The sequence below is a fragment of the Mycobacterium sp. E740 genome (genome assembly GCF_001672895.1).
Lineage (GTDB): Bacteria > Actinomycetota > Actinomycetes > Mycobacteriales > Mycobacteriaceae > Mycobacterium.
In genome coordinates this window covers 1-6,311 of sequence record NZ_LZKP01000203.1, presented here as the reverse complement: position 1 = coordinate 6,311, position 6,311 = coordinate 1, and the positions used below count along the sequence as shown (strand labels likewise).

The following is a 6,311-nucleotide window of genomic DNA, read 5'->3' as shown; positions in this document are numbered from 1 at the left end:
TCGCGATGCGGGCCGCGTATCACGAGCAGTTGGCCGGGCTGAGCACGCAGCTCGGGCAGATGTGCGGGCTCGCGGTCACCGCGATGGAACGGGCGACACAGGCCCTGCTCGAAGCCGACCTGTCGCTGGCCGAACAGGTCATCGCCGACCATGAGCACATCGTCACGCTGAACCGGCGAACCGAAGAGGCGGCGCTGCGGATCCTCGCGCTGCAGCAGCCGGTGGCGAGCGAACTGCGCACCGTGGTGGGATCGATTCACGTCGCCGCCGACATCGATCGCATGGGCGCGTTGGCCGCCCACGTCGCCGGCATCTCCCGGCTGCGGCATCCGGACTGTGCGCTGCCGGCCGACGTGCGCGCGAGCTTCGCCGAAATGGGCGCGCGGGCAGTGAAACTCGCGCGCACCGCGCAGGAGGTGCTGCTGTCGCGCGATCCGGACAAGGCGGCGCGGCTGCGCGACGAGGACGACGCCGTCGACGCTGAGCACCGGCACCTGTTCACGCTGCTGATCGACCACAAATGGCAGGACGGGGTGTGTTCGGCCGTCGACGTCGCGTTGCTCGGCCGCTACTACGAACGGTTCGCCGACCGCGCCGTGGAGATCGGCAGGCGCGTGGTGTTCGAGGCGACCGGCGGACTGCCGGTGCACAAGGAGATGGCCTGACCCTGAGCCAGGCTGTTAGATCCGCCGTACCGGTTCGCGTCCTGGCGGTTGCTGCGGGGTGGGCAGCAGTGGCTCGCAGTGGTTGACCGGCACGGTCTTCGGCTCCTGAGAGTCCAGGTCGAGTTCCTCGCCGCCGTGGCGAATCCGCAGTGAGCCATCCGGGCCGTCGCGCAGCGTGTAGGTGACGTCTTTGTGGTTGGCGTCGACGGTCAGCCGAAAGTTCCGCCACCGCAAGCGGAATCGCAGTCGCGAGATCCCGTCGGGCAGCCGCGGGTTCAGCTCGAGCACTCCTTCGTCGTCACGCAGCCCGCCGAAACCGGCCACCAGCGCGGTCCACGCCCCGGCCAGCGACGCCATGTGCAGGCCGTCGCGGGTGTTGCGGTGCAGATCCCGCAGGTCGATCATCGCGGCTTCGTAGGCGTACTCGTGGGCGAGTTCGAGATGGCCGACGTCGGCACACATCACCGCCTGCGTGCACGCTGACAGCGACGAGTCCCTGGTCGTGCGTCGCTCGTAGTAGTCGACGTTGCGAGCCTTCTGCTCGGCGGTGAACGCGTGGCCCTGCCAGTGCATGGCCAGCACCAGGTCGGCCTGCTTGACCACCTGCGCGGGATAGAGCCGGACATACGGCTCGTGCATCAGCAGCGGGTACGTCGTGTTCTTCGTGAACTCCCACTCGCGCAGTGTGGTGAAGCCGTCGTTCTGCGGGTGCACGCCCAGTTCCTCGTCGAACGGGATGTGCGCGGAATCGGCGGCGTGACGCCAGGCGGCCATCTCCTCGGTGGTGACGCCCGCGGCGCGGGCCGCGTCCATGTTGCGGGTGCAGGCGTCGACGGCCGCGCGAAGGTTGGCCGCCGCCATCAGGTTCGTGAACACGTTGTCGCGCACCACGGCCGTGTACTCGTCCGGTCCGGTGACGCCGTCGACGTGCCAGACGCCGTGCCGGTCGTGGTGGCCGAGCGACTGCCACAGCCTGGCGGTCTCGATGAGCACCGTGAGCCCGCATTCGGCCTCCAGCGAATGGTCACCGGTCACGATGCGGTACCGCTCGAAAGCCATCGCGATGTCGGCGTTGACGTGGAACGCCGCGGTGCCCGCCGGCCAGTACGCCGAACACTCTTCGCCGCGGATCGTGCGCCACGGATATGCGGCCCCCTTGAGATCGAGCTGAGTCGCCCGTTCTCTGGCCTGCGGGAGGATCGACGCGCGCCAGCGCAACGCGTCGGCCGCCGCCGTGGGATGGGTGTAGGTCAGCACCGGAAGGACGAAACCCTCGGTGTCCCAGAAGGCGTGGCCGTCGTAGCCGGTTCCGGTCAGGCCCTTGCCGGGGATCGCGCGCCGCTCGGCGCGGGCGCTGGCCTGCAGCACGTGGAAGAGCCCGAAACGGACGGCCTGCTGGCAGTCGAGGTCGCCCTCCACCTCGACGTCGGCACCGTCCCAGAAGTCGTCGAGATAGGCCCGCTGACCGTCGAGCAGGCCCTGCCAGCCGGTGTACCGCGCGCTGCTGATCGCGGCCGCGGCCTGGTCGCGCAGGGACGGGCGAGACCGCAGACTGGACCACCCGTAGGCGAGGTACTTGACGATCCGAAGCTTTTCGCCCGGCCGGAGGCCGCAGATTACGGTGGTGGTGGCCCAGTCGTGTCCGGCGCCGGTGTCGATCTCGACGCGCCCGGGCACCTCGATGTCGTGATCCATCGCGGCGGCCATCATCAGATTGCTGTTGCGGGTGCGGTGCAGCAGGATCGCGCCGCGGTCGGAGTGCTCGTGTTGCACCGACTCCAACGGCTTGTCGAGGACGGCCGAAACCCGCGGATCGTTCGACGACGGCGGCAACTCCTCGTTGGCGACCAGCTCGGATTGCACGGTGACTCTTGCGAACTCGTCTACCGCCTCGACGGTGTACTCGATTGCGGCGACGCTGCGTTGCGTGAGTGAGACAAGCCGCGTGGAGACGACCTTGATCTTCTTCACCGCCGGTGACTCCCAGAGCGCGGTGCGCGTGAGGGTGCCCGCTCGCAGATCGAGTACGCGTTCGTGCTCGTGCAGTGCTCCGTAACGCACGTCGAACGGTTCGTCGTCGACCAGCAACCGGATCAGCTTTCCGTTCGTGACGTTGACGACGGTCTGCCCGTCCTCCGGATAGCCGAATCCGGCCTCGGCATACGGCAGGGGCCGGCATTCGTAGAACGAGTTCAGGTAGGTGCCCGGCAGCGCGTGCGGTTCACCCTCCTCGAGATTGCCGCGCAATCCGATGTGTCCGTTCGACAGCGCGAACAACGACTCCGACTGCGCGAGCGTGTCGAGGTCGAGCGACTTCTCCCGGACATGCCACGGCTCGACGGGGTAGACGTCGTCCTCGAACATCATGCGAGCAGCTCCGCGAGGTCGGTCACCACGATGTCGGCGCCGTTGTCCCGCAAGGCTTCTGCCTGTCCGACCCGGTCGACGCCGACCACTACCCCGAAATGTCCGGCCCGCCCGGCCGCGACTCCCGACAACGCGTCCTCGAACACCGCGCCCTGCCCGGGTTCGACACCGAGAAGCTCCGCGGCGCGCAGGAACGAGTCGGGCGCGGGCTTGCCCGGGATGTTCTCCTCGCGCAGCACGACGCCGTCCACCCGCTGTTGGATGAACCGCGCCAGCCCGGTCAGCTCGAGTACCTGCCGGGTGTTGGCGCTAGAGGAGACCACGGCGATGCCCAGGCCCGCGTTCGAGACCGCTTCCAGGTAGCGGCGCGATCCGTCGAACACCTCGATGCCGTCGGTCTGCAGAACCTCCTGGAACATGTCGTTCTTCCGGTTGCCCAGCCCGGCCACGGTCTCCTGCTGCGGTCCGTCGTCGGAATCGCCTTCGGGCAACTCGATACTTCGGCTCTCCAGGAAGGACCGCACGCCGTCCTCCCGCTTCTTGCCGTCGACGTAGGTGAGGTAGTCGGTTTGCGCGTCGAACGGTGTGAACGCCTCACCGCTGCACTCCGATCGCCGGCGCAGGAAGTCGTCGAACATGGCCTTCCACGCCTTCTTGTGGACGCTCGCGGTGTCCGTCAGCACGCCGTCGAGATCGAACAGCGCGGCACGGATTCCGGCGGGTAGACCAAGTTCTTCAGTCCGTTCTCCGGGTGCGGGGCTTCCAGGCACCCTCACTCCATTCCCGTTTTTGCTCGCAGACATGCTTGTGCGGTGCTGCGCGTGCTGCGGATCAACGGTTCGCTGCCCGCAAGGCGCGCCCAACTAGACTGACCCGGTGACATCAGGATCTCCCCGGCCCGTACTGGTGGTCGACTTCGGAGCGCAGTACGCGCAACTGATCGCCCGCCGGGTCCGCGAGGCCCGGGTCTACTCCGAGGTGATACCGCATACCGCCAGCGTGGAGGAGATCAAGGCCCGCGATCCGCAGGCCATCGTGCTCTCCGGTGGGCCGGCCAGCGTCTACGAAGCCGGTGCTCCGCAGCTCAACGCCGAGCTGTTCGATCTCGACGTGCCGGTGTTCGGCATCTGCTACGGCTTCCAGGCGATGGCACAGGCGCTCGGCGGAACCGTGGCGCACACCGGAACCCGCGAATACGGTCGCACCGAGTTGAATGTCATTGGTGGAGAACTTCATTCGGATCTTCCGGTGACGCAGCCGGTGTGGATGAGCCACGGCGACGCGGTCACCGAAGCTCCCGACGGTTTCGAAGTGGTCGCCGCCAGCACCGGTGCGCCGGTCGCGGCGTTCGAGAACCGGGGCCGGCGACTGGCCGGCGTGCAGTACCACCCTGAGGTGATGCACACGCCGCACGGCCAGCAGGTGCTGAGCCGCTTCCTGCACGAGTTCGCCGGTATCGACTCGACGTGGACGCCGGCCAACATCGCAGATGCGCTCGTCGAGCAGGTCCGAGAGCAGATCGGCGACGGGCGGGCCATCTGCGGGCTGTCGGGCGGGGTGGACTCCGCGGTGGCCGCCGCGCTCGTGCAGCGGGCCATCGGCGACCGGTTGACGTGCGTCTTCGTCGACCACGGCCTGCTGCGGGCGGGGGAGCGGGCGCAGGTGCAGCGTGACTTCGTCGCCGCCACCCACGCCAACCTCGTCACCGTCGACGTCGCCGACCGGTTCCTCGAGGCGCTCTCCGGCGTGACCAACCCCGAAGGCAAGCGCAAGATCATCGGCCGGGAGTTCATCAGGGCGTTCGAGGGGGCGGTTCGCGATCTGGTGGAAGGCGGTGCCGGCGACGACGGCACCGACGTCGAGTTCCTGGTGCAGGGGACGCTGTATCCCGACGTGGTGGAGTCCGGCGGAGGTTCTGGCACCGCCAACATCAAGAGCCACCACAACGTCGGTGGCCTGCCCGGCGACCTGAAGTTCAAGCTGGTCGAACCGTTGCGGTTGCTGTTCAAGGACGAGGTCCGGGCGGTGGGCCGCGAATTGGGCCTGCCGGAGGAAATCGTTGCGCGCCAGCCGTTTCCGGGTCCGGGCTTGGGTATCCGGATCGTCGGCGAGGTCACTGCCGCGCGACTGGAGACGCTGCGGCGCGCCGATGCGATCGCCCGCGAGGAACTCACCGCCGCCGGGCTGGACAACCAGATCTGGCAGTGCCCCGTCGTGCTGCTCGCCGACGTCCGCTCGGTGGGTGTGCAAGGTGACGGCCGCACCTACGGGCATCCGATCGTGCTGCGCCCGGTGTCCAGTGAGGACGCGATGACCGCCGACTGGACGCGGGTGCCCTACGAGGTGCTCGAACGCATCTCGACGCGCATCACCAACGAGGTCGCGGAGGTCAACCGCGTGGTGCTGGACGTCACCAGCAAACCGCCCGGCACGATCGAGTGGGAGTAGCGCTCAGGGCTCGCCGTTGGCTTGCGCGTCTCTGTCGATGACCTCGCCGAGGATCTGGCCGACGAGCGACTCGATCGTCGACTCGATCGAGAACGCCAGGGTCGCCGACACCGCCGACACCGCTTGTGTGCGGAACCGCACCAGCATCGTGATCAGCTCGGCGATCTCGGTGTCCGGCGGCAGTGCGGCGCCGGGGTTGATGCGGTGCAGCACCTCTTCGACACCGGCCTGCACCAGCATCTCGCTGATCTGGTCGAGCAGCGGCGCGATCCGCTCGTGCAAATCGATCAGCTTCTCGGTGCCGACGCCGTACTGGCGGATCTCGTTGAACGCCTCGATGAGCTTGGGCCGCACTATGACGGCCTCACCGTCTTCCAGCCGGATCACCCCGAGGCCGACCATCCGGTCGAAGCCGGGGTCGTCGTCGACGAGCCGCTTGGCTTCGGCGACGCTCATCCGCTCGGGCTTCTCGGTCGCCCAACTGCCCGCGATCGCCGATTCCAGCCCGAGGATGTCGCCCACGCCCTTGCCCTGCTCCCACGCCGAGAGCATCTCGTGCACGTGCGAGATGTTGTAGCCGCGATCCAGCAGCGAGGTGATCAACCGCAAGCGCGTCAGATGCGTGTCGTTGAACAGCGCGATCCGGCCCACCCGCAGCGGCGGGTGCAGCAGGCCGCGGTCGCGGTAGACCCGGATGTTGCGGGTGGTCGTGCCCGCCAGCCGCGCCAACTCCTCGATGCGGTACTCCCCGGACTGCTCGACACCATGCGGTTGGACGGCGGCGTCGAACAGTTGCGAGACGGCGGTCTCGACGACGTCGCGAGAGCCGCG

General features: G+C 68.1%; 5 protein-coding genes. 2 read left to right on the top strand and 3 right to left on the bottom strand.

Going from position 1 to position 6,311, the window contains the following annotated elements:
• The first annotated feature begins 5 nt into the window (after positions 1 to 5).
• On the top strand, positions 6 to 665 hold the full coding sequence (gene phoU / locus A5663_RS20010; RefSeq protein ID WP_068153223.1) for a phosphate signaling complex protein PhoU: 660 nt from the start codon (positions 6 to 8) through the stop codon (positions 663 to 665).
• Between the two features lie 15 nt (positions 666 to 680).
• Here the strand turns inward: phoU and A5663_RS20005 are convergent, their stop codons facing one another.
• Both A5663_RS20005 and A5663_RS20000 read right to left on the bottom strand, forming a co-directional pair.
• Positions 681 to 3,029, bottom strand: coding sequence for a glycoside hydrolase family 65 protein (locus A5663_RS20005; protein ID WP_068153227.1), 2,349 nt, complete (start codon positions 3,027 to 3,029; stop codon positions 681 to 683).
• The gene (locus A5663_RS20000; RefSeq protein ID WP_231976846.1) at positions 3,029 to 3,802 is read right to left on the bottom strand and encodes a beta-phosphoglucomutase family hydrolase; all 774 of its coding nucleotides are present in this window, start codon (positions 3,800 to 3,802) and stop codon (positions 3,029 to 3,031) included. Before A5663_RS20000 ends, A5663_RS20005 begins: the two co-directional genes overlap by 1 nt.
• Positions 3,803 to 3,908: 106 nt before the next feature.
• Between A5663_RS20000 and guaA the strand changes: the two genes are divergently transcribed.
• Positions 3,909 to 5,480 carry a glutamine-hydrolyzing GMP synthase gene (gene guaA / locus A5663_RS19995; RefSeq protein ID WP_068153221.1) on the top strand — a complete coding sequence of 524 codons (1,572 nt, stop codon included), beginning with the start codon at positions 3,909 to 3,911 and terminating at the stop codon, positions 5,478 to 5,480.
• Positions 5,481 to 5,483: 3 nt separating this feature from the next.
• Here the strand turns inward: guaA and A5663_RS19990 are convergent.
• A partial coding sequence (locus tag A5663_RS19990) for a MerR family transcriptional regulator (protein ID WP_068153218.1) occupies positions 5,484 to 6,311 on the bottom strand: 828 nt, incomplete at its 5' end.